Here is a 26,119-nt window from a genome sequence, read left to right on the forward strand (position 1 = left end):
CCCTTTTTCTTATGTAATCGAAACAGCTTAGAAATTTAAAGGTTATTCGCTTTAAAAGTATTGCCTTCATTCATATCACCCGATTTAAATCCTTTATTGAACCACCGTTTTCTCTGTTCGGAAGTACCATGCGTGAAGCTGTCTGGCACCACGTACCCTTGTGCCCTTTCTTGGATACGGTCATCCCCCACACCACTTGCTGCATTCAAGGCCTCCTCAAGATCGCCTTCTTCAAGTAAATTCTCTCCTTGGACATGATGTGCCCAAACTCCAGCCAAATAATCGGCCTGTAATTCAAGTCGGACAGAAAACCTATTATATACGGTCTCACTGACCTTTGAACGATCGGGCATTTCCTTTTCCGTTGTCCCTAAAAGTGTCTGAACGTGATGTCCGACTTCGTGGGCAATGACATAGGCCATTGCGAAATCCCCGGGTGCCTGGAATTCTTGCTTCAACTCTTGATAAAAGCTGAGGTCAATATATAGTTTCATGTCACCCGGACAATAAAATGGCCCTACAGAAGAAGCTGCCGTCCCGCATGCCGATTCGACACTGCCCGAATACAGGACAAGGTTCGGTTCCTTATATTCCAGTCCATTTTTACGGAATTCTTCTGTCCAGACCTGCTCCGTTTCTGCAAGGACGACTGATACGAACTGCGCAAGTTCCTTCTCTTCATCAGTTTCGACATAAGTGCCGCCATTGTTCGATTCAGTGGAATTCAAGCTGCCTAGCAATTCGCTTGGATTCCCGCCAAGGAGCGTCATGATCAAGACAATCACCAATCCGACCCCTCCGCCGATTCCGGCCATGCCTTTTCCGCTCATTCCTCTTTTGTCCTCGACGTTCGTACTGCCCTGTCTACCTTTCCATTTCATTATTATTCCCCCCAGGGATGTAAGATAAGTACCTGAAGACAAAGCCTTAGGTCATTTACTTTCTTATACCCGGATTTCCCTGAGTTTAGACAGAAGCCTCAAAGAAGCGTCCCAGGAATGGAATTCAAAGGGGTGAATTTCCTTTTTATAGAGTATATTTCCTCTTAAATAAAAGTAGCTTCTATGTCCCTAAATCATTGATTTAATCATAAAAGTCATTTTTCACGCATAAGTTTTCATGATAAAAATAATAGCAATTCACCCACTGCTTCATAGAATATATGGACATATGCACAGGAGGGGTTAACAGCGTGAAAATTCATATAGTCCAAAAAGGCGATACCCTTTGGAAACTCGCCAAAAAATACGGCGTCAGTTTTGAAGAACTTAAAAAAGTGAACACGCAATTGAGCAACCCGGACATGATGATGCCCGGAATGAAAATTAAAATACCAGGGACATCCGGAGCTGTAATAAAAGAAACGGGTAAACCAAATGTGAATATTCAGCCTGGAATGAAAGAATCCCAAATCCAATACCCGCCTCAATCAGCACCTATGAAAGAGCAGCAAATTATGCAAAAACCACCCGTTAAAGAACAGCCGAAATTTCAACAACCGATAAAAGAGCAGCCAAAATTTCAACAGCCGGTAAAAGAGCAACCAATCATTCAAAAACCAGTAAAAGAGCAGCAAATCGTTCCACAGCCAGTTAAGAAAGAGCAGCAGATCGTTCAGCCAAAGCCGATCATTAAAGAAAAGCAAGTAATCGTTCCAAAAGAAGTGCCGGTGCCCATGCCAGTGATTCCGGAGATCGACATCAATAATTATTATATGGTCAACATGACTAATATGAGTGTGCAAAAGCCACCAGCACCACCACCATTACCAAAGAAAAAAGAAGAGCCTGCAGTAACCAAGAAGAAGAAGAAAAAGCCAGCTGTTCAGCCAGCCCAGGAATATAGTGAGCCGGTGGATGATTGTATTCCAGTAACGCCAATCTTGCCTGGAAGCGGTTATTGTATTCAGCCGCCACCTTGGGCACAAATGCAAGGCATGCAAGCACCATATCAAGGCGCACAAGGGTATCAGGCGGCTCCGGACATACAAGGATATCAAATGATGGAAGAGAGCTCTGACTTTTGGGGAGAATCTCCTGACATGCCAATGATGGATCAAGGATTCGTCCAAGGGGCGAGCATGAATGCAACAAGCCAGCAACATTATCCATATCAAGCCTCCGCACCGGTTCCGCACCATTACTATGGAGGGATGAATCAACAAGCTCAAGTAGCAGGTTCATATATGCAACAAGATTATGAGTCACCAGAATCGCCTACTTCATACAATCAAAACTTCCCTCAGCATTATTCCCAGCCTGCCGGTGAGGATGAGGAGGATTGCGGCTGCAATAAGGGGTTACTTGGAACGTATGGGCCGAATGTGAAGGGGCAATATCAAGGGAACAATAAAATGGATGCCAATGCACATCACCATCCAGATTATCACCAATATCAATCCGTCCAATCCCAGCAGCAGGCCCCGTACCAAGGGGTGTCACCGAAAGAGTCTCAGATGGGAATGGAGATGCCATTCCAATATGATGATGAGTCAGAAGAATCATTTGGCGGATTCATGATGATGGGCGGCCAAAACCCAGGTCAGGCAGGCATGATGATGGGCGGCCAGAACGGAGGCCAGCCAGGTATGATGATGGGCGGCCAGAACGGAGGCCAGCCAGGTATGATGATGGGCGGCCAGAACGGAGGCCAGCCAGGCATGATGATGGGCGGCCAGAACGGAGGCCAGCCAGGCATGATGATGGGCGGCCAGAACGGAGGCGGAGGCCAGCCAGGCATGATGATGGGCGGCCAGAACGGAGGCCAGCCAGGTATGATGATGGGCGGCCAGAACGGAGGCCAGCCAGGCATGATGATGGGCGGCCAAAATGGAGGCCAGCCAGGCATGATGATGGGCGGCCAGAACGGAGGTCAGCCAGGTATGATGGGCGGTCAAAACGGAGGTCAGCCAGGTATGATGGGCGGCCAGAACGGAGGCCAGCCAGGCATGATGATGGGCGGTCAAAACGGAGGTCAGCCAGGTATGATGGGCGGCCAGAACGGAGGCCAGCCAGGTATGATGTTCGGTCAAAACGGAGGTCAGCCAGGCATGATGATGGGCGGTCAAAATGGAGGTCAGCCAGGTATGATGGGCGGCCAGAACGGAGGCCAGCCAGGTATGATGGGCGGTCAAAACGGAGGTCAGCCAGGCATGATGATGGGCGGTCAAAACGGAGGTCAGCCAGGTATGATGGGCGGCCAGAACGGAGGTCAGCCGGACATGATGATGGGCGGCCAAAACGGAGGCCAGCCAGGTATGATGCCGGGACAATTTGGCGGTCAGCCGGACATGATGATGGGCGGCCAAAATGGAGGCCAGCCAGGTATGATGCCGGGACAATTCGGCGGTCAGCCGGACATGATGATGGGCGGCCAAAATGGAGGCCAGCCAGGTATGATGCCGGGACAATTTGGCGGTCAGCCGGACATGATGCGCGGTCGGCTCGGTGGTCAGCCGGAAGCTATGTTACCTGGACAAATGGGAGGCCAGCCAGGCCAATTCGGGGGCGTTCGTGCACCTGATACATTTGGGATTCCGACATATGTAGATGAAAGCGATGACTACTAATTATCAAGGAGACAGTGTTTTTAACACTCGTCTCCTCTCTTATTTAAATCGTAAGCCAAAGCATGTCCACCATATTCAAAGCAGTGTCTATTTATTAACTTTTGAAAAGGGTCATCCTATGATCCTTAAAGGATTCGACAGTTTTGAAAAATGGGATCGGCAAAGGGAATTGACTTCTTTGTTAAAACAAAAGGGATTCCATCAAACGTATTATATTCATCAGAATTTAATGCCCTTTCAATTTAAAGGGAAATGGTATGGCAGTATGGACTATTTTCCCCCGAGTAAGAAAAAATTCAGATACTCCAATCATAAGAACCGCTTAGAGGGCATTCAGCTACTGGAAAGATTCCATGATGTGTCGGAACATATCTCCATTAACGCCCCTGTGTTCAATCAATCAAAAAAGTGGAAAGAACGCTTATCATTATTTAAAAAGAACTTTTCTTATGTCCGCCAATATGTTTCCGAAGATATTATCAAGGAATGGATTAGGTGGGGGGAATGGTCGCTAGAGGGGTTTGATAAAAACCAGTCTTTATGGAATAAGGAAAAGAAAGTCATCATTCATGGAGATTGTGCACACCATAATTTCTTGCGGAGAGCGGACGGCACTTTGACGTTAATCGATTTTGACTTAATGGCGAATGCCCCGAGGTGCATTGATTATTTACAGTATGCAAATCGTATTTTGCCTCATTTGGATGATGCGGCCACCGAACTGTGGGAAGTTCCGCAATTGCAAAGGTATCAGTCAGACCTGGCCTTTTTATATGCTTTAACTTATCCTACCGATATTTTCCGTGAATGGAATCGTCTTAATAAAAGTTCATCCCAGCTTCATTCGGTCTGGAAAATGACCGTGGAAGGTTTTTCGAAGCGGATGGAGATGAATGAAAAACTGGCGGAAAGGATAACTTCCCTTAATAGGAATTAAAACGGGTTTTTGGCCGTATCTTACAGAGTACATTTCCCACTCGACACCCATGCTAATTATGAGCGGAATATAGCTCATTCTATTGCAATGGGAGGGTTATTGGTGCAGAAAATAAAATGGGCACATCCGCTTTGTACGGTATTGGCCGCCGTCAGTTTGGTTGGATGTGCTAATAATGATACAGCGGAAAATGAAAATATCACGAATGATACAGGGTACCATGAAAAAGATGCATTGGTACGCAACATCAATTATGAGAATATGGTGCAAGGTTTATACGATAAAGATGATGCATACAGTAAGAGTGACCGTAACTACCATGGACATGAAAGTAAACCGCTTAAGGCAAAATCTTCTTATTATAATTCTTATGAAGGCGCTTTTGCCGATGAAGTAAATGGTATCGCCAAGAAAGTGAATCATGTCATCGATGCCAGGACGATCATCATGAAAGATGAAATGCTGGTAGCCTTGCGTCTTGATGACTACAGCCAAGCAAATGGTGTTAAAGAAAGAATCAAGAAGGAAATCGGGCCCCTTACCAATGGCCGTACCCTTTATGTAACCACCGATGAAGGTGTCTATTTCAGGACGATGACACTTGATAACAATCTTCGGGATGGCGATACGAGGGAAATGATCATTTTGGATGCCAATGACATGTTCGATAACCTTAACATTCACGAAGATCACTTGAAATAATGAATGGGCTGACCCGATTTGGAGTCAGCTCTTTTTGATTTTTTTCTGGTTAATAATCCTTATTTGGGGTCAAACTACATAAAAAGTAAACGCCTTAAGAGGTGAATATATTGATTAATCAACTTAGAATCCAATTTTTCATGTCGCTTTTCATATTGCCGATTTGCTTAACCGTTTTTGCCGAAGAAACCGTTCAAAAGGAATATGATCCTATTGAAAGGAAGGTCATTCTTCAGCGTATGTATCTGGATGGCGAATTAAGTGAAGAGAAATTGACAGAAACAATTTGGTCGATGGAGGACTTTTGGTCAAAATATGAAGGATGGAAAGTGGTCGATCAAAATGAAGAGCAGATTGTCATGAAGAAAATTGAAAATGACATATCTCCTCTTTTAAAAGCGAACGGTTACCTTGGGATGAGGGAAGATGGTACGTTATCCATTTTTATCGGAAGGCCCGAACACGCCAAAATCATTCATACTTTCTACCAAATAGACATAGGTAAACTTGAAGCATACAAGCAGGAGGAACTCCAAAAAGGGATTCCGATCATGAATAAAGACCAATATAAACAGCTCATAAAAGAATATGAGCCATATTCGGTAAACTAGGATGGGATGGCACCAATCCTCCAGACTGTAGATAAACTAGATGAAAATCGGTTTGTCTACATTTTTTTTGGTTTGACAATTTGGACGTTGCCTCCAGGCACCCGCTTTCCCCCTCTGCGGTTCCAATCACCTTGTTAAAATTCAGATAGAACCCCCTTTGACTGTAATAAAACGGGATATCCTTCAATGTAATAGGCTTTGGGCCTGCTAAATAACTTTTAATGAACAACACCCCCTTTTTATGATAAAATGAGAGGTACAGCAAAATCAGGGAGAGAATTCATTTGTATGATTATATAAAAGGCAAGGTCGATTATATTGGGCCTGAATACATAGTTGTGGAAAATGGGGGGATCGGATATCAAGTGATGACACCGAATCCTTTTATTTTTTCCGCTCAAAACCAGAAAGAAATTCAAGTTTTCTTGTATCATTATGTTCGTGAGGATATGGCTGCATTATACGGGTTTCAGACTCGTCAAGAAAAGGCATTATTCACAAAATTATTGAATGTAACCGGAATCGGGCCGAAGGGCGCTCTAGCCATATTGGCTTCAGGCAAAGTTGATCAGGTGGTACAGGCAATCGAAAATGAAGATGAATCATTTTTGGTGAAATTCCCGGGAGTCGGAAAGAAAACGGCAAGGCAGATGATTCTCGATTTAAAAGGGAAACTTGAGAACATTATTCCGGATGCGTTTCCAAACTTGTTTAACGAAGGCGTCACGGCTGCACTCAGTCCAAATGGCTATACGGAGGAATTGGATGAAGCCATTCTTGCATTGAAGGCCCTTGGTTATTCTGAAAAGGAAATCCAAAAGGTCGCCAAGAAATTGCAGGCTGAAGATATGACGACCGAGCAATATATTAAGAAAGCATTGCAAATGATGTTAAGATAAGGAGTGGCGCAATGGAGGAGAGAATATTCAATCAGGAAGCCGATCTGAACGAACTGTCCTTTGAACAAAGCCTGCGGCCGCAAAACTTAAAGCAATATATCGGACAGGATAAAGTGAAAGCGAATTTAAGTGTATACATCGAAGCGGCAAGGATGCGTGAAGAAACGCTCGATCATGTACTTTTATATGGACCGCCTGGTCTTGGGAAAACGACGCTTGCCGTCATCATCGCCAATGAAATGGGTGTAAATATCCGCACGACTTCCGGTCCCGCCATTGAGCGGCCGGGAGATCTGGCGGCCATTTTGAGTGCCCTTGAACCAGGTGATGTCTTGTTCATCGATGAGATTCACCGTCTTCCGCGGGTCGTTGAAGAAGTGCTATATCCGGCAATGGAGGACTTCTGTCTGGATATTGTGGTAGGTAAGGGACCTGAAGCCCGTTCGATCAGGATCGACTTGCCGCCGTTCACCCTCGTAGGGGCCACAACACGTGCAGGCTCATTGTCTGCACCCCTCAGGGACCGTTTTGGCGTTTTGAGCCGCCTTGAATATTATACGGAAAACCATTTGACTGATATCATCATCCGTACAGCAAGAATCATGGATACGGAAATGGATGGTCAAGCAGCGGCCGAGCTTGCAAGAAGGTCAAGGGGCACCCCGAGAATTGCCAATCGGCTTTTACGGAGGGTCCGGGATTTCGCCCAGGTGCGCGGTGATGGTACGATAACGGCCGAGCTTGCCGATTATGCGCTTGAATTAATGCAGGTCGACCGTTTAGGACTCGATCATATTGACCATAAATTACTTAAAGGGATCATTGAAAAATTCCGTGGCGGACCAGTGGGCCTGGAAACGATTGCGGCCACGATTGGCGAAGAAGCACATACGATCGAAGATGTGTATGAACCATATCTGTTACAAGTCGGTTTTCTTCAGCGTACCCCAAGAGGCCGGATGGCAACACAGCTAGTTTATGAGCATTTCGGCATGGAGATGCCTGAATGATGAATATACCAAAGATGGTTATGATACTGGGTGTGATTATATTCGTGATTGGTTTTGCGATGAAATATATTCATCTCGGCAGGCTGCCGGGGGATATTTTTCTGAAAAAGGGGAATACGACGTTTTACTTTCCTATCGTTACATCAATCATCGTCAGTGTTGTGTTGTCCGCCATTTTTTATTTGATCGGCCGTTTTAAATAATGATTACAGCTTGATAGACACGTAAGGAAGTGGAACAGATGAAATTGGATATGTTTGATTTTCATTTACCTGAGGAACTGATTGCCCAAGTTCCTTTGGAAGATAGGGAAGCCAGCAGATTGATGGTGCTGGACAAAGAAACCGGTAAGCTACAGCATGATGTATTCAGCCATATCACGGAATATATCAAACCGGGAGATTGCCTGGTATTGAATGATACGAAGGTGCTTCCGGCCCGGCTATACGGCAGTAAAGAAGGAACCGGTGCAAAAATTGAAGTATTGCTGCTTAAGCAAGAGCATGATGATGTATGGGAAACGCTTGTGAAGCCGGCCAAACGGATTAAAGAAGGCTCGACAATCGTTTTTGGCGATGGTAAGCTGAGTGCCGTCTGTACAGGCGTGCTCGAGCATGGCGGCCGAATCCTTGAATTTAAATATGACGGCATATTTTATGAAATACTGGAGAAGCTTGGCGAAATGCCGTTACCTCCATACATCAAGGAACAGCTGGACGACCAGGATCGCTATCAAACGGTATATGCACGTGAACGGGGATCTGCAGCGGCACCTACCGCTGGCCTGCATTTTACGGAGGATTTACTCGAGAAACTTAAAGGGATGGGTGTGCACATCGCCTTCATCACGCTGCATGTTGGGCTTGGTACATTCCGTCCGGTAAGTGTCGACGATATTGACAGCCACGAAATGCATTCGGAATTTTATCAAATGACGGAAGGCACAGCCAGATTGCTGAATGACGTGAAAGGTAAAGGCGGGAAAATCATTACGGTCGGCACAACGTCCACAAGGACATTGGAAACGATTGCGTCCCGCAATGATGGGGTTTTCAAGGAAGAGAATGGCTGGACGAGCATCTTCATTTATCCTGGTTATGAGTTCAAAGGGATCGATGCGATGATAACGAACTTCCATTTACCCAAATCGACTTTAATCATGCTTATTTCTGCACTTGCAGGCAGGGAGCATGTCCTTCATGCCTATGAAACGGCAGTGGAAGAAAAATACAGGTTCTTTAGTTTTGGAGATGCAATGTTAATTAAGTAATATAAGAGTGTGAAGCTCTTGAAGGGAGTTATTGCGTTGACTGCAATACGATATGAGTTAATCAAAACATGTAAACAGACAGGGGCAAGGCTAGGCCGGGTCCATACGCCGCATGGTTCTTTTGAAACGCCGGCATTTATGCCGGTTGGAACGATGGCTACTGTCAAAACGATGTCCCCGGAAGATTTGAAACAAATGGGGGCAGGCATCATCCTGAGCAATACGTATCACCTATGGCTGCGTCCGGGGCATGAAATAATCAAGGAAGCCGGCGGATTGCATAAGTTCATGAACTGGGATCGGGCGATTTTGACCGACTCAGGCGGCTTTCAAGTTTTCAGTTTGAGCGAGTTCCGCAAAATTGAAGAAGAGGGCGTGCATTTCAGGAACCACCTGAATGGCGATAAATTATTTTTATCTCCGGAAAAAGCGATGGAAATACAAAATGCGCTTGGCTCCGATATTATGATGGCATTTGATGAATGTCCGCCATTTCCGGCGACTGAAGAGTATATGAAGAAGTCGGTAGAACGGACTTCGCGCTGGGCAGAACGCTGTTTGAAGGCACATGAGCGCCCGCATGACCAAGGGCTGTTCGGAATCGTTCAAGGCGGGGAGTTTGAAAATCTTCGCAAACAAAGTGCAAAAGACCTTGTCTCCCTTGACTTCCCGGGTTATGCTATTGGAGGACTATCCGTAGGGGAACCGAAGGATATCATGAACCGCGTCCTTGAGTTTACAAGTCCGCTTTTGCCAACTGACAAACCGCGTTACCTTATGGGGGTCGGTTCACCGGACTCATTGATCGACGGTGCACTCCGCGGTATCGATATGTTTGACTGTGTACTGCCGACGCGAATTGCGCGTAATGGCACGCTCATGACGAGCAATGGGCGGCTGGTTGTGAAAAATGCGAAGTATGCACGCGATTTCGGTCCAATCGATGAAAATTGCGATTGCCATGTTTGCAAGAATTATAGCCGGGCATATATCCGCCATTTGATTAAATGTGAAGAAACCTTTGGGATTCGCCTTACTACTTACCATAATCTTCATTTTCTGTTAAACTTGATGGAACAGGTCAGACAAGCTATTCGAGAAGATCGTCTTGGAGACTTTAGGGAAGAGTTTTTTGAGCAGTATGGTTTCAATGAACCAAATGCGAGAAACTTCTAATTCCATAAATATTTTAATGAACGAAAGGAGTGAATATACAAAATGGGTTCTTTAACACAAATACTTCCGTTGATTTTAATGTTCGTATTGTTCTATTTCTTATTGATCCGCCCGCAGCAAAAACGCCAAAAGGCTACGCAAAACATGCAAAGCAGTTTGAAAAAAGGTGATAAAGTTGCTACTATCGGCGGCATGCACGGAACAATCGATGCAATCGATGACTTGAAAATCGTCATTAAATCACCAGACGGCACAAAACTGACTTTTGACCGTGCAGCAATCCGTGAAATTACGGAAAGCGCACCGAATAAAGAAGTATCCGTATAAAACAAACGAAAACCGGGCCATGTGCCCGGTTTTTTTGCTGTGTTTTTTAATCGGTGCGGGAATCGGAACTCATGTTGACCCCAAGTACGCCGCCCATCATGGCCGTAATCACAAAACAGCCGTAGTATATCCATTGCTTGATGGTGAAAAGGGCATCGTGGCCTAAATATTGAAAAAGGAACACGACCAACAGATAAAGCATCCCAGTGCTCCCGCCAAGGAATAGTCCTTGCTTTTTCCCTTTGCCTCCTGAAATGAATCCACCAATGAACAGCGATAAAAAGGACACGATCATGATCACGTATGTCAGGGATGATTCCGTCAGTGATGTAAAACGAAGAAGGATGGAAACGATTAAACTAGCAATCATCGCTATGGCAAAGATGGAGCCTACGCCATAAATTACGGCGACACTCATTTTTTTAGTTTCGATGGGTATTCCTCCTTTTTGAAAGGCTGATACGTATAGCCTGTTTATGTGTTTGTACAAGCATATTCCCGATATCGAACCTTTAGACCACGTTTAAGGAGCTTCCCGCAAAATTAGAAAAGAATATAGAGTAATTTTTCAGTTCCCAAGCCATGCTATGGATGAAGGATGTGGTATTGAAGTGGATATCCTGGCTATTATTTTTAGAACAACAGTGATCTATCTAGTCATCTTAATCCTTTTTCGAATGATGGGTAAACGGGAAGTTGGGGAATTGAGCATTCTTGATTTAGTGGTATCCATCATGATCGGGGACATTGCTGTTCTATCCTTTGAAGATTTGGATAGACCATTCTTCAGGCAAATCATTCCGATGTTCGTTCTTGCTTTCATCCAAATAATATTGGCTTTCATTTCATTGAAAAGCATTAGATTTCGAAACATCGTGGACGGTACGCCGCAGATCATCATCAATCAAGGAAAAATAGATGAAAAAGCGATGCGTAAGCAACGATATACTTTCGATGATTTATTGACCCAGCTGCGAGAACAGGGAATTAATGATTTAAATGAGGTGCAATTCGCAATCCTCGAATCTACCGGGAAGCTTTCGATCATCAAGAATACTAAAGGCAAAAGGTCTAAAACCAAGGAAACACCTTATCCCCTTATAATTGACGGGGAGATACAGGAGAGGAATCTCGATAGAATTGGCAAAAATCATTTTTGGCTCCGGCACCAGTTGAAAAAGCTGGGAGTAACGAAGATTAAAGAGATTTCGATTTGTGGGTACATAGATGGCCAATTTTATATCGATAAAAATGAAACGAAGAAATGACCGAAGCCTTTTAATGCTTCGGTTCATTTTATTTCCAAGCGAATTTTGATAAAAAGCCGCCCACTACAGGAATCCTGATCAAATCCGCCTTTTTTATACTGCCGGTCATGAGCAGGAAAAATGTGAACAGCAGGATAACGACCGTCACGGAAAACAAAAGCCGTGGGCCAAGCGGCAGTGGGGAGAGCGGGAATTGATAAAGATAATAACCGCCCCATCCTGAGATTAAAGCAAGGACCAAAGCTGATATATAGCTGCGGAAATGAAGTGTGAAAGGAACGACCTTCAGCACGGTTGAAAAATGCAGGAAGGTAACGAGCATCGTACCGACAGCTATCCCGATGGCGGCACCCATGATCCCGAAACTTTCCTTTGACGCAAGCAGCCAGATCACACCGATTTTAAGGATGTTCCCAGCCAGGCTGTTGAACATTGCGGCCTTTGCAAGATCCAGTGCTTGCAGCATGGATTGCAGCGGATATTGAAAGTAATAAAGGATGAAAAAAGGTGCCAGGAATTTAATGAAAACAGCGGCATGCGAAGAGCCATACATGACTTGTAAAATCGGATCGGCAAAGATGAACAGAATGACGATAGCTAAACAGCCTGTGATAAAGGTGATTTTCAGGGCCTGCTGAAGCCTGTGTTCAACGAGTGAAAAGTTTCCGGTCGTACGGGCTTCACTCACTGCCGGGACAAGTGCCGTCGCCAATGATGATGTAACGAAAGACGGAAGCATGAGTAAAGGCAGTGCGTACCCCGTCAGCTCCCCGTATTGACTGGTGGCTGCGGCTGCGGTGACTCCGGCTATTGCCAAACTTTGGGCGACCACTATCGGTTCGAAAAACCACGAAACCGATCCGATCATCCTGCTTCCGGTGGAAGGAAGGGCAATCCCCATCAATTCCGTGAACGTTCCTTTTCCGGATTTGACATTCTTGAAGAAACCCTTTCTGAACTTAAAATGTTTCTTTATTTTAAAGCTGGTCAATAAGTAGAAGAGAGATACAAGTTCACCGATAATCGATGCGAACATCGCACCGGCTGCTGCATATTCAATTCCATATGGCAAAAAGGCCTTCGTCAGGACGGCTATGAAAGTGATTCTGGCCACCTGTTCGATAACTTGTGAGAAAGCGAAGGGCTTCATATTTTGCTTGCCTTGGAAATAACCTCGCAGTACGGATGAGACGGCGATGATCGGTACGATAGGGGCAATCGCCATGAGCGGCCATACCGTCCGCTCGTCAGTGAATAGGTAATCTGAGAGAACCGGCGCGAAAAGCAGCATCGCAGGAGTGAAAATCATCGATAGAGTGATGGTGCAGGCCAAAGAGACGACAAGGATTTTCTTGATTTTCCGCTCATCACCTCTGGCATTGGCCTCAGCCACGTATTTCGAAATGGCGATTGGCAGGCCTAACTGGGTTATATTCACGACGAGAAAGAGGGTCGGTAAAGCCATCATATATAAACCAACGCCTTCTTCGCCGATGAAGCGGGCGATGACAATGCGGTTAATGAAACCAAGAACCCTTGTAATCAGGCTTGCTATTAATAAAATCAGCGTCCCTTTTAAAAATTTGGACATTGAACTCCCTCCCTGCCTTCTCAAAAAAGCGGTTATGCTATACAATTATCTATATGCTTGTACTTGGACAAAGCATGACAAAAGTGTTTGTTTGCGTTCTAACAAATGATCGAAACCCTTCTAAGAAAATGCGCATTTATTTGAGAATCATTTTTACTGGAGGCAAAGTGATGGCAAAAAAGAATCATCCCTATCAAAGGTATTATCTAAAGGTACGTCCATTTTTGAAGAGCAAGCGTGAGGAATTCCAAATGGTCGGATTGAATGCCGTAACGGAGGAAGACATTTGGGGAACCTTAACCAAAAATAAATGGAAGCGGCCTCAGGAAAACATCCACATACATGAACTTGTCGCAGATATCGCGACATTTTCGAGCAACCAGTTCATGACCTTCCAAATGGTTGAAGCATATAAATCTCCAAACCTAATTGAGCCGCTTTCCGAAGAGGAACTGAAGGAACTTTTTAAAGAATAACGCAAAGATATACTTAAATTGACAGCAGTTTGTATATGACTCATAATAGATATGGTCATGCTTTTTTTGGAAAAAGCAGGGAAGCTTTGTCCTTTTTCTCAAGAAGCAATGGGTATGCAGTTATCATTTAAACTAAAAATGAAAGTTTTTTTAACTTCAGGAACAGGCGTATTATAGAAAGGGGCCTACTACATAATGGTAAAAAGAAGCAGGATCGTTGCGTTTTTTCTAATCGCATTATTGATTTTCGCAGCGATGGGGACGACTTCAAAAGGAATCCTAAAGGATATCAAGCTGGGTCTTGACCTTCAAGGCGGTTTTGAAGTGTTATATGAAGTAAAACCGCTGTCTGGGGAAAAGATCACCCCTGATGTCTTACGGGCTACAGTAAGCTCACTTGAGCGGCGTGTCAATGTTTTGGGCGTTAGCGAACCTAACATTCAAATCGAAGGGAAAGACCGGATCCGCGTTCAATTGGCTGGGGTCAAAGACCAAAACAACGCTCGCGAAATCCTCTCGACACAAGCTAAATTATCTTTCCGTGACTACAACGATAAGGAAATGATGACCGGTGCCGACCTTAAAGAAGGCGGCGCGAAACAAACGTTCCAGGATAATAAACCGGTTGTCGAAGTCACATTGAAAGACGTAAATAAATTTAAGGGCATCACTCAAAAAATATCCTCTATGCAAAGTCCGACGAATGTACTTGCAATCTGGTTGGATTTCGAGGAAGGAAAAGATTCCATTAAGGATACAGCCTCACAGGACAATATGATATCCGCTCCGGCTGTCAGTGAAGTGTTCAATACGAAGAAGGTGTACATTACCGGTCAATTCACGGTGGAAGAAGCGAAAGAGCTCGCAGCCCTTCTGAATGCAGGTGCTTTGCCTGTAGATTTAAAAGAAAAGTATTCCACTTCTGTAGGTGCCCAGTTCGGTGCAGGTGCACTGAATGATACCATTTTTGCAGGCATCATCGGAATTGCACTTGTTTTTATCTTCATGCTTGTGTATTACCGCTTCCCGGGATTCATTGCGGTCGTCACTTTAAGCATATACCTTTTCTTGACGCTATTAGTGTTTGATTGGATGAATGCGGTCCTTACACTGCCTGGTATTGCGGCATTGGTACTCGGGGTCGGGATGGCCGTCGACGCCAATATCATAACCTATGAACGGATCAGGGATGAATTGAAACTTGGCAGATCGGTTAAAGCGGCTTATAAAGAAGGTACCAAGAATTCACTTGCCACCATCACGGATGCCAACTTAACGACTTTGCTGGCTGCGGCTGTTCTGTTCTATTATGGAACAAGCTCGGTTAAAGGGTTTGCCACCACTTTGATCATTTCGATTTTAATGAGTTTCATTACAGCCGTCTATGGTACACGCCTCTTCATGAGCCTGTGGGTGAATAGCGGGTTCCTGGACAAACGTGCATCGTGGTTTGGAGTGAAGAAGAAGTACATTCACGATTTATCCGAGAAAATGGATTTAATGTCATTGCCAACACGCTTTGATAAAATCGATTTCGTCAAACACCGGAAAGTTTTTTATGGCCTTTCAATCGGTGTCACCATCATCGGGATCATTTTCCTGCTCGTCTTCAGATTGAATCTTGGGATTGATTTCACGAGCGGTACCCGAATCGAGGTTGCGTCCAAAGACGTCTTGACGACTCAGCAAGTCAAAACCGAAATGGAAAAGGTCGGTATCGACGCGGATGATATCAAGGATGTCAGGCTCGCCGGCCAAGACAATAAAAATGCTGTCGTTCGGACAGTCGGTGTCCTCGATAAGCAGGAAATCGCTGAATTGAAGGACCATTTCAAGAAGGATTACGGAGCGGAACCGAATGTCAGCACCGTATCACCGACTGTAGGAAAAGAGCTTGCTAAAAATGCCATGTATGCGTTAGCCATCGCCTCAATCGGAATCATATTGTACGTATCGATACGATTTGAATGGCGAATGGCCGTACCTGCCGTGGTCGCGCTCATACATGATGCCTTCTTCATCATCACGATTTTCAGCTTGCTCCGGCTCGAAGTGGATATCACCTTCATTGCTGCGGTTCTGACGATCGTCGGTTATTCGATAAATGATACGATCGTAACCTTTGACCGTATTCGTGAAAACTTGCGCTACAGCCGTAAAATCAAAACCGCTGAAGAACTTGAGAACATTGTGAACATCAGTATCAGGCAAACTTTGACGAGATCCATTAACACGGTCCTGACCGTTCTCATCACGGTCATCGCGTTGATGATCTTCGGCAGTGAAGCTATCCGTAACTTCTCGATTGCCCTGTTTATCGGTTTAATTTGCGGCGTGTATTCATCGCTATTGATCGCTTCCCAATTCTGGCTTGATTTGAAAATCAGGGAATTGAAGAAGAAAGGTCCGCTGAATACCGCGAAAGAAAAGAAACAAAGTCTTGAAGGACAAGTTTAATAGGTGAGAGGGGGCTGGCATGGTGCCAGCCTTCTTTTTGTTGGGTCAAACAGGGAATTACAGCCAATTATGAGTTTAAAATAAAATTGAAACTGGTATATTCGTTTTGTATAATGAGTAAGTTGAGGGGTGAATAAATGTTAAAGCCAAAAACCCGGTGGAACTTACGGACTGCCGATGAAAACAAAGTTGCTGTACTAGCTGAAGAGCTTCATATCACACCTTTGGTTGCAGCCCTGCTTGTGAATCGAGGCCTGGAAACGATTGAAAGTGCCCGATCATTTTTATTTGTAAAAAATCAAACTTTTCATGATCCATTTTTATTGAAGGATATGGATAAAGCAGTATATAGAATAAGAGAAGCCATTCAAAATGGAGAAAAAATACGTATTTTCGGTGATTATGATGCGGATGGCGTGACATCGACCACAGTGATGATGACGGCGCTGACGAGATTGGGGGCCGATGTTGACTTTTATATCCCGAATCGGTTTACAGAAGGATATGGTCCGAATCCGATGGCGTTCCGCCTTGCAGCCGAGCAAGGGGTGAAGGTGCTGATAACCGTCGATACCGGAATATCTGCAGTCGATGAAGCGAAACTTGCCGGCGAGCTTGGCATGGATTATATTTTGACCGACCACCATGAACCGGGACCGGAACTGCCTGAGGCATTGGCAATCATCCATCCTAAACTTGAGGACAGTGCCTATCCATTTAAAGAGCTTGCCGGAGTAGGGGTCGCATTTAAGCTGGCACACGCCTTGCTTGGGGAATTGCCTGAGGATTTGCTTGAGATAGCGGCAATCGGCACGATAGCGGATTTAGTGCCTTTACAAGGGGAAAACCGCGTCATTGCCGCCAAAGGCATCGAGCAGTTACGTTTGACGCGCCGCCCGGGACTTGTTGCCTTAATGAAAGTGGCGAATGTTCAGCAGGAAGCATTGAATGAAGAATCGATCGGCTTTGCGATGGCACCGCGGATCAATGCTGTCGGGCGCCTTGGAGATGCCGATCCCGCCGTCGATTTATTGATGTCACAAAGTCTGGAAGAAGCGATTGAACTTGCCAATGAAATCAATGATATCAATAAAGAACGACAGGAAATGGTTGCGGCAATGGCCAAAGAGGCGATTGCTGAAGTCGAGGAGAACTTCCCGCCTGAGTCCAATGGTGTGCTCATTATCGGCAGGGAAGGCTGGAATGCCGGAGTTGTCGGGATTGTGGCCTCTAAACTTGTTGAACGCTTTTACCGTCCCACGATTGTATTGAGCTATGACAGTGAAAAGGGATTAGCTAAAGGTTCTGCTCGGAGCATCGCCGGTTTCGATCTTTTTCAAAGTCTTTCCGCCTGCCGTGAATTGCTGCCGCATTTCGGTGGCCATCCGATGGCGGCTGGAATGACCTTGAAAATTGAAGATGTTCAGGAGCTCAGGGACCGCATGAACTTGATTGCGAAGGAACAACTGAACGAAGAGGACTTCACACCCATTACAAACTTGGACGGGGCAACGACATTAGCTGAAGTATCCATTCAAACGATTCAGGAAATGAGCTTGCTGGCTCCATTTGGGGTTACGAATCCGAAGCCGAAGATTTTGATAGATTCCGTCCAGCTTTCAAGTGTCCGCAAAATTGGTGCCAACCAAAATCACTTGAAGGTCCAGCTGGAAGATGGTGAAAATCACAAACTTGACGGAGTGGGCTTCGGTCTCGGCCATTTTGTCGATGAAATAGCTCCGCACGCTCAAGTCTCGATTATTGGCGAGCTTTCCATCAATGAGTGGAATAATATGAAAAAGCCCCAGATCTTTGTCCAGGATGTCTCGGTAAACCATTGGCAGTTATTCGATTACCGCGGCAAGGGACAGGCAGAGAAGTGGCTTGCCGACATCCCTGTACAAAACCGGAAAATCGTCATTTTCTCGGAAGATATTTATCGCAGATACCCATTTTTGCAAAACCATCCAGATCTTGTTCATATCAAGAATGAACTGGATGCTGAGCAGCTCGACTGCTTCGAAGGTCATTTGGCGTTTATGGACATGCCGCCGTCCAGGGAATATTTGAAACGGGTGATTGCCAATAAGATCCCTTCGCGTATCTACGCTCACTTTTTCCATGAACAGGATCATTTCTTAAGTACGATGCCAACAAGGGATCATTTTAAATGGTTCTATGCCTTCCTTGCCAAAAAGGGTCCGCTGGACGTGAAAAGATACGGTGATGACCTGGCCAAATACCGCGGCTGGTCAAGAGATACAGTGGATTTCATTTCTAAGGTGTTTTTTGAGCTTGATTTTGTTACAATAGATAATGGGTTAATTATGCTCACAACCAATGCGAAAAAACGCGATCTCAGTGAATCTGAATCGTATACAAGAAAGAAAGAGCAATTTGAGCTTGAACAAGAGCTTGTTTATTCTTCCTATCAGCAATTATTCGATTGGTTCAATCATTATTTAGTTCATGAGGCAACAGACCTTGAGGAGGAAACAAAGCAATGGATTTAAAGCAATATGTAACAATTGTGCAAGACTGGCCAAAACCGGGTATTGTCTTCAAAGATATTACAACATTAATGGATAACGGCGCAGCTTATAAATACGCAACAGACCAAATCGTCGAGTACGCACGCGATAAGAATATCGACTTGGTGGTAGGGCCTGAAGCACGCGGATTCATTATCGGATGTCCAGTCGCATACTCATTGGAAGTGGGCTTTGCGCCAGTGAGAAAAGAAGGAAAACTTCCACGTGAAACGATAAAAGTCGAATATGGCTTGGAATATGGCAAGGATGTATTGACAATCCATAAAGATGCCATCAAACCGGGACAGCGTGTCCTGATCACGGATGATTTGCTTGCTACCGGGGGAACAATCGAAGCGACGATCAAATTGGTTGAACAGCTTGGCGGAATTGTAGCAGGGATTGCATTCCTTATTGAATTGACCGACTTGGATGGTAAAGATAAACTGGACGGCTATGATGTTTTGACATTAATGAGCTTTTAATAAACGAGAGCACTCCTACGAGGGTGCTCTTTTTCTGTTTTCACTCATTTTAGCTGGATTTTGTCGAATTTCCAGTGAAAAAATGCACTATTCTTAATAAAATACACGTTTAACTCTTTACATCCTTGCCTTTTTTTTCGATAATAGTAATAATAAAGAGTTTTTCTGCTAATAAGTTTATTTGCACTTTTATCCGTTTAAGCGGATTTATTTTTTTTCGCAAAAATTGTCACGTTTTGCAGAATAAAGGGAAGTGCTACCAATCATACTCAATCCGGATCATATCCGGTGGCAGTTAAAGTGGGGTTAAGGTGATTAAATGGCTAATGATCAAATATTGACTGCCGAGCAGGTTGTGGAACGGGCCAGCTTATATCTTCAGCCGGAAGAAGCTGAATTTATCCATAGAGCGTTTAAGTATGCAGAGTATGCTCACCGAGAACAATTCCGTAAATCGGGAGAGCCGTATATTATTCATCCGATTCAAGTGGCGGGCATTCTGGCTGATCTTGAAATGGACCCTGCAACCATTGCGGCAGGTTTTTTACATGATGTTGTTGAAGACACGGAGATCACTTTGAAGGATATTGAAGAAAATTTCAGTCCTGAAGTCGCCATGCTTGTGGATGGCGTGACCAAATTAGGTAAAATCAAATACAAATCACAGCAGGAGCAACAGGCGGAAAACCATCGGAAAATGTTCGTGGCGATGGCCCAGGATATACGGGTCATCTTGATCAAGCTTGCTGACAGACTGCATAATATGCGGACATTGAAGCATCTTCCGCAGGAAAAGCAGAGAAGGATATCGAATGAGACGTTGGAAATCTTCGCACCGCTTGCCCATCGTCTTGGAATCAGCACGATTAAATGGGAACTGGAAGATACTGCACTAAGGTATTTGAATCCTCAGCAGTATTACCGGATCGTCAACCTGATGAAGAAAAAGCGTGCAGAACGTGAAAAGTATCTGGAAGAAGTCATTGATGAAGTGCGTAAAAACGTTGAGGAAGTCAACATTAAGGCTGACCTTTCAGGCAGACCGAAACATATATACAGCATTTATCGAAAAATGGCTTTGCAGAATAAGCAGTTCAGCGAAATTTACGATTTGCTTGCAGTTCGGATCGTCGTCAATAGCATTAAAGATTGCTATGCCGTTTTAGGGATCATCCATACATGCTGGAAGCCGATGCCTGGCCGATTCAAAGACTATATCGCGATGCCGAAGCCGAATATGTATCAATCGCTCCATACAACGGTGATCGGACCGAAAGGCGATCCGCTGGAAGTGCAGATCCGTACTTCCGATATGCATCGCATTGCCGAGTTCGGGGTTGCCGCGCACTGGGCTTATAAAGAGGGAAAAGATGTCGGGGAACAGCCTTCACTGGAAGAAAAATTGACATGGTTCCGGGAAATTCTTGAATTCCAGGATGATGCGACTAATGCCGAGGAATTCATGGAATCCCTTAAAATAGATCTTTTTTCAGATATGGTATTCATTTTCACTCCAAAAGGCGATGTCATCGAACTGCCATCAGGTTCCAACCCGATTGATTTCGCTTACCGGATCCACTCGGAAATCGGTAATAAAACGATTGGTGCCAAGGTGAACGGGAAAATGGTACCGTTGGATTATAAACTGAAGACTGGCGACATCATAGAAATATTGACATCGAAGCATTCATATGGTCCTAGTCAGGATTGGCTTAAACTAACGCAAACATCCCAAGCGAAAAATAAGATCCGCCAATTTTTCAAGAAGCAGCGCCGCGAAGAAAATATCGAAAAAGGCAAAGAGCTTGTTGAAAAGGAAATCAAGGATATGGAGTTCGACCTGAAGGAAATCCTGACTGCCGAGAATATCAGGCGTGTTGCGGATAAATTCAACTTCCTGAATGAAGAGGATATGTATGCAGCAGTCGGATATAACGGAATAACAGCCCTTCAGGTAGCTAACCGCCTTACCGAAAAATGGCGTAAGCAGAAAATGGTCGAGCAAGAAGCGGATATTTCTGAAGCTGTAGCCGATCTGAAAACCTTCTCCAATACATCTAAAAAACGTGACTCAGGCGTACAGGTTCCGGGGATCGATAACCTGCTAATCCGTTTATCACGCTGTTGCAACCCAGTTCCAGGGGACGAGATCGTTGGTTATATAACCAAAGGCCGTGGAGTTTCAGTTCATAGACAAGATTGCCCGAACCTGGATAGCGGGGATGCCGATCATCGCCTTGTACCGGTTGAATGGGAAAGTACGATTAATGAACGCAAGGAATACATCGTTGAAATTGAAATCAGCGGCTATGACCGTCGCGGCTTATTAAATGAAGTGCTGCAAGCCGTCAATGAAACCAAGACCAACATTTCAGCGGTCTCGGGTAAATCTGACAGGAATAAGGTGGCGACCATTCACATGTCGATTTATATCCATAACATTGCCCATTTACAAAAAGTCGTCGACCGCATAAAACAAATTTCAGATGTTTATTCCGTCAGAAGGATAATGAACTAAGGAGTTTTTATTGCCATGCGAGTAGTATTACAACGTTCCAAAGCGGCAAAAGTCGTTGTCGCAGGCCAAGTAATCGGGCAAATCGACAGCGGGCTCGTCCTGTTGGTTGGTGTCACCCATGGGGATACCAACGATGACGCCGCCTATTTGGCGGATAAGATAGTCAATCTAAGAATATTTGAAGATGAAAATGAAAAGATGAACCATTCACTATTGGATGTGGGAGGTTCGATTTTATCAGTTTCACAATTCACCTTATATGGCGATTGCCGTAAAGGCCGTCGACCTAACTTCATGGACGCCGCCCGTCCTGAAGAGGCGAATGAATTATATGAAGCATTTAACGAGGAACTCCGCAAGAAAGGCGTCCATACGGAAACAGGTCAATTCGGTGCCATGATGGATGTCCAGCTAACTAATGACGGTCCCGTTACATTAATACTTGAAAGCAAAAAATAACCTGCTGCGGCAGGTTTTTTTGTTGGGGTAAGTGAGAAAAGCCAGCTTCGATGTGAAGCTGGCTTTTCTGAACTTTATTTAAAATAACGCGCCAATCCGTTATAGATGGCCGATGTGATTTTTTCTTGATATTCATTCGATGTTAACGTCAGTTCTTCCACTGGATTGCTTAAATAACCTAGTTCAATGAGTGTGGCCACCCGTTTATTTTCACGGATAACATGAAAATTCCCGTAACGTGAACCCCGATTGGGCACCTGCATGGTAGAACCGAGCGAATTGGCCAGTGTAGCCGCCAATGCATGCTGATAGTCATGATAGTAGTATGTTGTTATCCCGCTGGTGATCTGGTCCTTGGTGCTATCATAATGGAGGCTGATGAAAGCATCCGCGTTATGTATATGTGAAGTGCTGACCCGGGAAGGGAGTGGAACATAGGTATTTCCGCTTCTGGTCAGGATCACCTTAGCTCCTGCCGCCTGAAGCTTGTCCCGCAGCAATTCTGCCGTTCGAGTCGTCAGGTTTTTCTCAAGTGTTCCACCGACGCCGATTGTACCGCTATCCCTGCCGCCATGGCCGGGATCGATCACAATGGTTTTATCCTTTAAGTATTTCTCAACGCCAGGCCGTTGGATCTGCTCGGGATTCCCTTCAATCGTCACGATCCATCCAGCCACATAAGCTGTTTTTCCGCCCTTAAGTTTAATGGAATACCAGTCGCCTTCCATTCCTGATGCGGAGAACGTTTCACCTGAATTGACCTGCTTTACAATCTTTGAGTTGCCATCAGGCTCGCTTCTAAGGATTGTACCATCATGAAGGATGGTAATCTTGTTTCCTTTTACATCAACTTTCTTTTCCTTCGCCGTTTGTTCAACATTCTCTTTTTCCAGGTACCAACTCACGACCCAGCCCTTTTTTGAACCGGAGAGCTTTATCTGTGTCATATTTCCCTTTGTTTGCAGGACGGCGTAAGTCTCATCCTTGTTCACCGAACCGATGACCTTACTTGAGAGGGAGGCTTCTTTCCTGACATTTAAACCCGTAGCGGTCACCCTTGCAGTGGCGCCTGCCGTCTCATTTTTTAGGACATCATTATCTTCGCTTACTTGTATGTAAGGTTCAGCTACCCAACCGCGGGCTCCTTGGAAATCAATTTCAGCCCATTCATTTTCAACCCTATAAACGGTCACTGCCGTATTTTTATTCAGCTTTCCGAGCGAGGCACTACTTGTCGATGGTTCCGAACGGACATTGAGCCGGTCCACCAATGTAACCCCGGTTTTTACGGATCGATTCGTTGTTTTTTCCTTCGTTGAATCTTTCTTCGCTGCATTTCCTGATGTGGCGGGAAGCTTCAAGTAGTCAGATGAGACCCAGCCTTCGATATCCGCCGTTTTGGCTTTTATCCAATTTTCATTCTTTTCAATGATGTCAACTGCCGTTCCTTTACTCAAGGACCCAACCGTTTGAAAGGTAGTGCCGGGACCTGTACGGACGCGGACGGAGCTGCCTGTTATCACGCCTTGTCCTGCTTCTTTCTTGACCTGAGTGGAATCAGACCCCGTTTGTTTCTCCACCAGCCAATTGGCAACCCATCCCGTTTTGCCGACGCCGATCCGGATTTCGATCCAGTCTCCATCCTCATTCAGAATGGGATACGATTCCCCTTTTTCCAGTTTTTTTACGATAGGGAAACTGAGGCCTGCACCTTCACGGACATTGACGACTTGGGTCGTCACGATATTTTCTCCTTCATCTTTTCCAAAAGCGTGATGCATGGGGAAAATCGCTGAGAATATCAGCATCAGTGTCAGGCCGAATAAACCCGATTTTTTCTTCATAAGTTGTCTCTCCCTTTTAATGTCTATATGTATGTATTCTCGTTCAATGAAAATTTCCCTCTTTCCTTGTGCAAAAAACATTTTTTTTAGGAAAGAATAGAGCGTATATAACTCTAGGAGGGAACCACATGAAATTCAGCGAAAAAGATCAAACGAGCTTAAGCGGGGGCAATCAAGTACTGGGTGTCGATTTTCACGATTTCATTCAAAAGGAACAAAGCGCAAACCTTGTTGAATTGGCATCCGAATTCGGGGTCAATGTCCGGACAGTGAAAAATTTGAAAAAACGTTTGAACCAATAAAATGCGACAAAATCCTCAGTCTGCCTTGACATTTGATGTTAACGTCCGTATGATTATAAAATATCAGACTTATTACTGCAATAACCAATGATGGAGAAGAGTAATTAAGAAACACATGAAAAGAGAGGAAATGCCGAGGCTGAAAGCATTCCACATGATGACTTAATGAAAGAACCCTCCGTAGGCTTCACTCCGAACGGATTTACTTAATAGGAGATGGACGTAAAACAGGCGTTAACTGTTCTTGAGCGGGGGCACTTTTTTTGTGCTTCAACTAGGGTGGCACCACGGGATATCCAAACTCTCGTCCCTTGTAACGGATTAGTTACAAGGGGCGGGAGTTTTTTGTTTGGAAAAAATCAGTATAGCGCCGTAATAGAAATGGCGTCTTGCTTTAAAGGAGGAAACACACATGTCTATTCAGATTCCTAGAGGTACCCAGGATTTATTGCCTGGCCAAACGGAAATTTGGCAGTATATCGAGAACACAGCGCGTGAGATTTGTCACCGTTACCAATATAAAGAAATCCGCACACCGATTTTTGAGCATACGGAATTATTTCTACGTGGTGTAGGGGATACAACCGATATCGTACAAAAAGAAATGTACTCATTTCAAGATCGCGGTGAAAGGAACCTGACCCTTCGTCCGGAAGGCACCGCATCGGTTGTACGGTCATATATCGAGAACAAAATGTTCGGGTGGGCCAATCAACCGGTCAAGCTTTATTATATCGGGCCGATGTTCCGTTACGAACGTCCGCAAGCAGGCCGGTTCCGCCAGTTCGTTCAATTCGGCATCGAAGCTTTAGGTAGCAAGGATCCCGGAATCGATGCAGAGGTCCTGTCACTTGCGATGAACCTTTACAAGGAACTTGGTTTGAAAAAGCTGAAACTTGTGATCAACAGCCTTGGTGATAAGGAAAGCCGGACAGCGCATCGCAATGCGTTAATCAAACATTTCGAACCACGCATCGGCGAGTTTTGCGGCGATTGCCAAAACCGCCTCGAAAAAAATCCTTTGCGTATCCTGGATTGCAAAAAGGATCATGATCACGAATTGATGAACACGGCTCCTTCCATCATTGAATATTTAAATGATGAATCCCGTATTTATTTTGAAAAGGTGAAACAGCACTTAACCGATTTGGAAATCGATTTCGTCGAAGATCCGACACTAGTGCGGGGCTTGGATTACTATAATCATACCGCATTTGAAATCATGAGTGATGCAGAAGGCTTTGGCGCCATCACTACCCTTTGCGGAGGCGGCCGTTATAACGGGCTGGCTGAAGAACTTGGCGGACCGGAAACACCGGGAATCGGCTTTGCACTTAGCATTGAACGCCTGATTGCTGCCCTACAAGCAGAAAACATCGAGCTTCCGATCAAAAAGGGAATTGACTGCTATCTTGTCTCATTAGGTGAAACGGCCAAGGATTATACCGTCAAACTTGCCCATCAATTGCGGAATGCCGGTTTCACTGTCGAAAAAGACTATCAAGACCGTAAAGTGAAAGCACAATTCAAATCAGCCGACCGCCTCGAAGCAAGATATGTGGCGACACTCGGGGATGATGAATTGGCAAATAATAAAATCAATGTGAAGTTCATGGAAACCGGTGAACAAGTCCAAATGGATCTTGCTACATTCGTTGAACAATTCAAAAAGCTACAGGCTTAAGGGG

General features: G+C 44.9%; 23 protein-coding genes and 1 other annotated feature. Of the genes, 19 read left to right on the forward strand and 4 right to left on the reverse strand.

Going from position 1 to position 26,119, the window contains the following annotated elements:
* Nucleotides 1–35: 35 nt before the first annotated feature.
* Entirely contained in the window at nt 36–881 is an 846-nt protein-coding gene (gene ypfJ / locus ACQKNS_RS12935; RefSeq protein ID WP_427643385.1) for a KPN_02809 family neutral zinc metallopeptidase, read from the reverse strand.
* A gap of 311 nt (nt 882–1,192) precedes the next feature.
* Between ypfJ and safA the strand changes: the two genes are divergently transcribed.
* The 10 genes from safA to yajC all read left to right on the forward strand — a co-directional run bounded on the left by safA (nt 1,193) and on the right by yajC (nt 10,500).
* A complete protein-coding gene (gene safA, locus ACQKNS_RS12940; RefSeq protein ID WP_427643387.1) occupies nt 1,193–3,568 on the forward strand; it encodes a SafA/ExsA family spore coat assembly protein in 2,376 nt (791 codons plus the stop codon).
* Nucleotides 3,558–4,505 carry a phosphotransferase gene (locus tag ACQKNS_RS12945; protein WP_427643389.1) on the forward strand — a complete coding sequence of 316 codons (948 nt, stop codon included), beginning with the start codon at nt 3,558–3,560 and terminating at the stop codon, nt 4,503–4,505. The genes safA and ACQKNS_RS12945 overlap by 11 nt, the downstream gene beginning before the upstream one ends.
* Before the next feature lie 102 nt (nt 4,506–4,607).
* Nucleotides 4,608–5,207: a YhcN/YlaJ family sporulation lipoprotein gene (locus tag ACQKNS_RS12950; protein WP_427643390.1), complete on the forward strand. Its 600-nt coding sequence runs from the start codon at nt 4,608–4,610 to the stop codon at nt 5,205–5,207.
* 101 nt (nt 5,208–5,308) lie between these two features.
* On the forward strand, nt 5,309–5,818 hold the full coding sequence (locus ACQKNS_RS12955; protein WP_427643392.1) for a BofC C-terminal domain-containing protein: 510 nt from the start codon (nt 5,309–5,311) through the stop codon (nt 5,816–5,818).
* Nucleotides 5,819–6,102: 284 nt separating this feature from the next.
* Nucleotides 6,103–6,717, forward strand: a complete 615-nt coding sequence (gene ruvA / locus ACQKNS_RS12960; RefSeq protein ID WP_427643393.1) for a Holliday junction branch migration protein RuvA — start codon at nt 6,103–6,105, stop codon at nt 6,715–6,717.
* An 11-nt stretch (nt 6,718–6,728) separates the two neighbouring features.
* The gene (gene ruvB / locus ACQKNS_RS12965) at nt 6,729–7,727 is read left to right on the forward strand and encodes a Holliday junction branch migration DNA helicase RuvB (protein WP_048683716.1); all 999 of its coding nucleotides are present in this window, start codon (nt 6,729–6,731) and stop codon (nt 7,725–7,727) included.
* A complete protein-coding gene (locus ACQKNS_RS12970; RefSeq protein ID WP_034308809.1) occupies nt 7,724–7,930 on the forward strand; it encodes a DUF2905 domain-containing protein in 207 nt (68 codons plus the stop codon). The genes ruvB and ACQKNS_RS12970 overlap by 4 nt, the downstream gene beginning before the upstream one ends.
* A 38-nt stretch (nt 7,931–7,968) precedes the next feature.
* On the forward strand, nt 7,969–8,997 hold the full coding sequence (queA, locus tag ACQKNS_RS12975) for a tRNA preQ1(34) S-adenosylmethionine ribosyltransferase-isomerase QueA (RefSeq protein WP_076364998.1): 1,029 nt from the start codon (nt 7,969–7,971) through the stop codon (nt 8,995–8,997).
* 36 nt (nt 8,998–9,033) lie between these two features.
* Nucleotides 9,034–10,173: a tRNA guanosine(34) transglycosylase Tgt gene (tgt, locus tag ACQKNS_RS12980; RefSeq protein WP_427643396.1), complete on the forward strand. Its 1,140-nt coding sequence runs from the start codon at nt 9,034–9,036 to the stop codon at nt 10,171–10,173.
* 42 nt (nt 10,174–10,215) lie between these two features.
* Nucleotides 10,216–10,500, forward strand: a complete 285-nt coding sequence (gene yajC, locus ACQKNS_RS12985) for a preprotein translocase subunit YajC (RefSeq protein ID WP_192205936.1) — start codon at nt 10,216–10,218, stop codon at nt 10,498–10,500.
* Between the two features lie 46 nt (nt 10,501–10,546).
* On the opposite strand, the gene ACQKNS_RS12990 is transcribed toward yajC, so the two are convergent.
* Complete coding sequence (locus ACQKNS_RS12990; protein WP_427643398.1) at nt 10,547–10,990, reverse strand: TIGR04086 family membrane protein; 444 nt, start codon at nt 10,988–10,990, stop codon at nt 10,547–10,549.
* Nucleotides 10,991–11,087: 97 nt separating this feature from the next.
* Between ACQKNS_RS12990 and ACQKNS_RS12995 the strand changes: the two genes are divergently transcribed.
* Nucleotides 11,088–11,768 (forward strand): DUF421 domain-containing protein, encoded by a 681-nt coding sequence (locus ACQKNS_RS12995; protein WP_427643400.1) that lies wholly within the window; start codon nt 11,088–11,090, stop codon nt 11,766–11,768.
* A 28-nt stretch (nt 11,769–11,796) separates the two neighbouring features.
* On the opposite strand, the gene spoVB is transcribed toward ACQKNS_RS12995, so the two are convergent.
* Nucleotides 11,797–13,359, reverse strand: coding sequence for a stage V sporulation protein B (gene spoVB / locus ACQKNS_RS13000; protein ID WP_427643401.1), 1,563 nt, complete (start codon nt 13,357–13,359; stop codon nt 11,797–11,799).
* A gap of 170 nt (nt 13,360–13,529) precedes the next feature.
* Between spoVB and ACQKNS_RS13005 the strand changes: the two genes are divergently transcribed.
* The 6 genes from ACQKNS_RS13005 to dtd all read left to right on the forward strand — a co-directional run bounded on the left by ACQKNS_RS13005 (nt 13,530) and on the right by dtd (nt 22,285).
* Nucleotides 13,530–13,835, forward strand: coding sequence for a post-transcriptional regulator (locus ACQKNS_RS13005; RefSeq protein ID WP_427643403.1), 306 nt, complete (start codon nt 13,530–13,532; stop codon nt 13,833–13,835).
* A 195-nt stretch (nt 13,836–14,030) separates the two neighbouring features.
* Nucleotides 14,031–16,292 (forward strand): protein translocase subunit SecDF, encoded by a 2,262-nt coding sequence (secDF, locus tag ACQKNS_RS13010; RefSeq protein ID WP_427643405.1) that lies wholly within the window; start codon nt 14,031–14,033, stop codon nt 16,290–16,292.
* Nucleotides 16,293–16,429: 137 nt separating this feature from the next.
* Entirely contained in the window at nt 16,430–18,805 is a 2,376-nt protein-coding gene (gene recJ, locus ACQKNS_RS13015; RefSeq protein ID WP_427643407.1) for a single-stranded-DNA-specific exonuclease RecJ, read from the forward strand.
* Nucleotides 18,796–19,308, forward strand: coding sequence for an adenine phosphoribosyltransferase (locus tag ACQKNS_RS13020; protein WP_034308789.1), 513 nt, complete (start codon nt 18,796–18,798; stop codon nt 19,306–19,308). Before recJ ends, ACQKNS_RS13020 begins: the two co-directional genes overlap by 10 nt.
* 319 nt (nt 19,309–19,627) lie before the next feature.
* Entirely contained in the window at nt 19,628–21,826 is a 2,199-nt protein-coding gene (locus tag ACQKNS_RS13025) for a RelA/SpoT family protein (protein WP_063232898.1), read from the forward strand.
* A 15-nt stretch (nt 21,827–21,841) separates the two neighbouring features.
* Nucleotides 21,842–22,285 carry a D-aminoacyl-tRNA deacylase gene (gene dtd / locus ACQKNS_RS13030; protein ID WP_427643409.1) on the forward strand — a complete coding sequence of 148 codons (444 nt, stop codon included), beginning with the start codon at nt 21,842–21,844 and terminating at the stop codon, nt 22,283–22,285.
* A 74-nt stretch (nt 22,286–22,359) separates the two neighbouring features.
* On the opposite strand, the gene ACQKNS_RS13035 is transcribed toward dtd, so the two are convergent.
* Complete coding sequence (locus tag ACQKNS_RS13035) at nt 22,360–24,129, reverse strand: SH3 domain-containing protein (RefSeq protein WP_427643411.1); 1,770 nt, start codon at nt 24,127–24,129, stop codon at nt 22,360–22,362.
* A 128-nt stretch (nt 24,130–24,257) separates the two neighbouring features.
* Here ACQKNS_RS13035 and ACQKNS_RS13040 point away from each other — a divergent pair, with 128 nt between their 5' ends.
* Both ACQKNS_RS13040 and hisS read left to right on the forward strand, forming a co-directional pair.
* Nucleotides 24,258–24,431, forward strand: coding sequence for a hypothetical protein (locus ACQKNS_RS13040; protein WP_053535815.1), 174 nt, complete (start codon nt 24,258–24,260; stop codon nt 24,429–24,431).
* Between the two features lie 78 nt (nt 24,432–24,509).
* Nucleotides 24,510–24,746, forward strand: a binding site (T-box leader).
* 97 nt (nt 24,747–24,843) lie between these two features.
* Nucleotides 24,844–26,115 carry a histidine--tRNA ligase gene (gene hisS, locus ACQKNS_RS13045; protein WP_427643412.1) on the forward strand — a complete coding sequence of 424 codons (1,272 nt, stop codon included), beginning with the start codon at nt 24,844–24,846 and terminating at the stop codon, nt 26,113–26,115.
* Nucleotides 26,116–26,119 lie beyond the last annotated feature (4 nt).

The sequence above is a fragment of the Peribacillus sp. NPDC094092 genome (genome assembly GCF_050279365.1).
In the GTDB taxonomy this organism is placed as follows: domain Bacteria; phylum Bacillota; class Bacilli; order Bacillales; family DSM-1321; genus Peribacillus.